General features: G+C 60.1%; 2 protein-coding genes, 3 tRNA genes and 1 rRNA gene. 1 reads left to right on the top strand and 5 read right to left on the bottom strand.

The genetic code is table 11. The annotated features are described in order from the left end of the window. The 4 genes from B7G54_RS37665 to B7G54_RS37650 form a co-directional block, all read right to left on the bottom strand. The coding region (locus B7G54_RS37665; protein WP_244289493.1) for a GTP-binding protein at window positions 1-230 on the bottom strand (230 nt) is incomplete at its 3' end. 66 nt (window positions 231-296) lie between these two features. Further along, window positions 297-371: transfer RNA gene (locus tag B7G54_RS37660), tRNA-Thr, on the bottom strand. Between the two features lie 24 nt (window positions 372-395). Next, window positions 396-469, bottom strand: a tRNA-Gly gene (locus B7G54_RS37655). A gap of 44 nt (window positions 470-513) precedes the next feature. Further along, window positions 514-599, bottom strand: a tRNA-Tyr gene (locus tag B7G54_RS37650). Window positions 600-961: 362 nt separating this feature from the next. On the opposite strand from B7G54_RS37650, the gene B7G54_RS38890 reads away from it, so the two are divergent. Further along, window positions 962-1,174, top strand: a complete 213-nt coding sequence (locus B7G54_RS38890; RefSeq protein WP_133059273.1) for a hypothetical protein — start codon at window positions 962-964, stop codon at window positions 1,172-1,174. Window positions 1,175-2,854: 1,680 nt separating this feature from the next. Here the strand turns inward: B7G54_RS38890 and rrf are convergent. Further along, window positions 2,855-2,967, bottom strand: a 5S ribosomal RNA gene (gene rrf, locus B7G54_RS37645). Window positions 2,968-3,003 lie beyond the last annotated feature (36 nt).

The raw sequence follows: 3,003 nt of genomic DNA, 5'->3' as shown, positions 1-3,003 counted from the left end.
TAGTGGCGGTTAGCCGTTTCGTACTCGACGTGTGCCGTGTTGATCGTGATGCCGCGCGCCTTTTCTTCCGGTGCCGCGTCGATCTGGTCGTATGCCTTCGCTTCGCCGCCGAACTTCTTCGTCAGAACCGTCGTGATCGCTGCCGTCAGCGTCGTCTTGCCGTGGTCAACGTGACCAATCGTACCAACGTTCACGTGCGGCTTCGTCCGCTCGAATTTACCCTTGGCCATTTTCGACTCCCAAAAGGAATTTCACAGGTTGCGCCGCGCGCAAACAAGACACTGACTTTTTACTGCTGGTGCCCATGGGCAGGATCGAACTGCCGACCTCTCCCTTACCAAGGGAGTGCTCTACCACTGAGCCACATGGGCGCTTTACGCTTCAACTTCGCGGTCTGGAGCGGGTGAAGGGAATCGAACCCTCGTCGTAAGCTTGGAAGGCTTCTGCTCTACCATTGAGCTACACCCGCACGGGCTACAAACGATTCCTTACCGCTCACTGCGCTGATAATCTTGGTGGAGGAGGTTGGATTCGAACCAACGTAGGCGTAAGCCAACAGATTTACAGTCTGCCCCCTTTAGCCACTCGGGCACCCCTCCGTAGAGAACTGACGATTATGGGGGTGCAACGCACATCTGTCAAGCACATCCGGAAGATTATTTTCACTCTCTTCCCGACACCTGCTTAACCACCAATCTCCCGCTCTTGCCCGGCTAAGGCAAGCATGGGTGTTGCCGATCAGTGCCACATCTTCGTCAGACTCCGCCCTCAACGTCGATCTGCATCTACGCTGAAAACGAAAGACCGCCATCATACGACCTCTTGAGCGCTCTGCCAAGCGGGTAGGCGAAAATTTTCCGCAAATTTCATGCCGGGCGACTTCAATGATCTGTCGCCGATATCCCGCAGGGCCCTCCTCCCGGTTTCACGTGTTGACTGGCGCGACCGACAGGCGATATCCGTGGCAACGCTTTCGGAGCTTCCCCAGCAGTCGCATCCGGACTTTGGCCAAGGCTCCCCACGAGAAATCGTGGTTGCCGCGCCGGCCTTTGCCAACATCAGTGACGGGCGCGATGCCATCCCGGGTCACCTGCCCGCCCCCGGTTCGGATCCTCATGCGCCTGCTTGCTTCATGGCTTTGACCGAACATGGCGCCGATCCCGCAAACGCCTGATTTCGCTCGAGCACGATCGCCAAGATCCGTCAGCAGGCCCTGGCTGACAGCCACGCCCCAGGACGCCCTGCGGCAACTGCGGCGCTCGCCGCATATGCCAGATTGAAGCCCGCGCTCAACGCCGGGCGCCTCGGCTCGGCCGGGGCGCCCCCGTGGCATCAGGATTCGCCTATGCGTCGGGGATCAACGATGCGTCCACGTGCCTCGTCGCCGTCGGCTGCGGTGACGAGGCGTTGGAAAGTGAATCCGGCGGCTCAGCCGGTATGGGCACGTTGCGCGTTGCGTAACGCCTATCTCAGCCAGTACTTGGCGATGACATGCGCCCGCGCCCAGGGCCGCCTCGCTGGCTTGTCGCAGCGATCTCGACAAACGTCCCGCAGTGCGGCACCCACAGCGTCTCGCCATCGTGCAAACCGACCAACGTCAGCATCTGGTTGGCCTATCGCAGCGAATCCGCGGTATACACGCGACATCCCGCATGTCTGTACGATGTCCGCGTCGTGCAGCTGAACGCCAATACCAGCGTAGGATTCGATGCAGGCGCGTTCTCCGCTCCGCATCCATACGAAAGCGCGGGAAAGCTGGCGTGCGACGTCCAGGCCACGAATTCTGCGGACCGCGGAAATAGACCTGGATCTTGGTTGCCACGGTAAAACGTTTATGTCGTCAACGTCCACCGCTCGCAGCCCGGCGCTGCTCGTGCTGACCCGAGATCAAGGCCAGAACATGACGCGCCGGTTTTCGCCGGGCGATGGCTACGCACCCCGCGATCCAAGTACCCCATGCACGGCACGATCGGCCGGCGTCGACGCTGGCGGCACGCACTTCGCGGTAATGGGCGAACGGCGAGGCTGCTTTGGCTGTACCGCCTGTTCACTCATCGAAGAAATCCTACGTGTCGCGCGGCGGGCAGCCCGTGCCCGTCAAAAAGAACAGCGCGGATTTCTGACGCAATCTGACCGAGGAACTCGCGTACGTCCGATTCGCGCTATGCGCTGCCAGTTTCCATGCAGCAGGCCGCATCCTCCAGCATCGTTGTTTCGGTCGATTTGAGCGAAGAAGCAACGAGTTGATGCGATAACGGCGCCTAATTACGAAGCCTTCCCGGGGCAAATCAACTTCGCAATCTAGGTTGGCAGCAGCCATTCATCGCATGCAGCAAGAACACGCGAAACATTAGATATAGACGACTCGTTGCCCGAATTACGCCAACGGCTCATGCCGTGACGGAGGCCGCGAGGCATGCATGATAGCCACAGAATAGCAATGGTGTGATTCTTGGCGGAAGATGAGCGCAATACGTTGACGAACGGGGCACGATAACTGGCAATCGGTCGGTCGACGATGCCACTCCGGGCCCGTAGCCAGCGACGCCCAAATCTGCAACGAGAGGTTAGTCAGGTGTGTGAGAGGCGCCACTCGAGCTGCGCGCCGTCGTCGCGAACTGCAGGTGGATGGATGATTGGATAGTGGAGCTGAGCCAGCGCCCCGTCACCGGTGCGAGGCCAGCGCGCTCGGTTCGATCGCCTTTTGCGGCAATCCAATCGAGGCAATCCGGGAGAATTGATACTCCGGCCCGGCCCGAACTGCGACCAGGCCGCCCGTCCAGCCCCTCGGGGCATTTTCGTCGCGCCAATGCAAAAACCCCCGCCTTTCGGGCGGGGGTTCTTGGCTTAGGGAGCCTGACGATTACCTACTTTCACACGGGAATCCGCACTATCATCGGCGTAGAGTCGTTTCACGGTCCTGTTCGGGATGGGAAGGGGTGGGACCGACTCGCTATGGTCATCAGGCAAAGAGGGTTGTCACGTTGCTTCGCAACGCGACCA

The sequence above is a fragment of the Burkholderia puraquae genome (assembly GCF_002099195.1).
GTDB lineage: Bacteria > Pseudomonadota > Gammaproteobacteria > Burkholderiales > Burkholderiaceae > Burkholderia > Burkholderia puraquae.
This window is presented reverse-complemented; position numbering and strand designations above follow the sequence as displayed.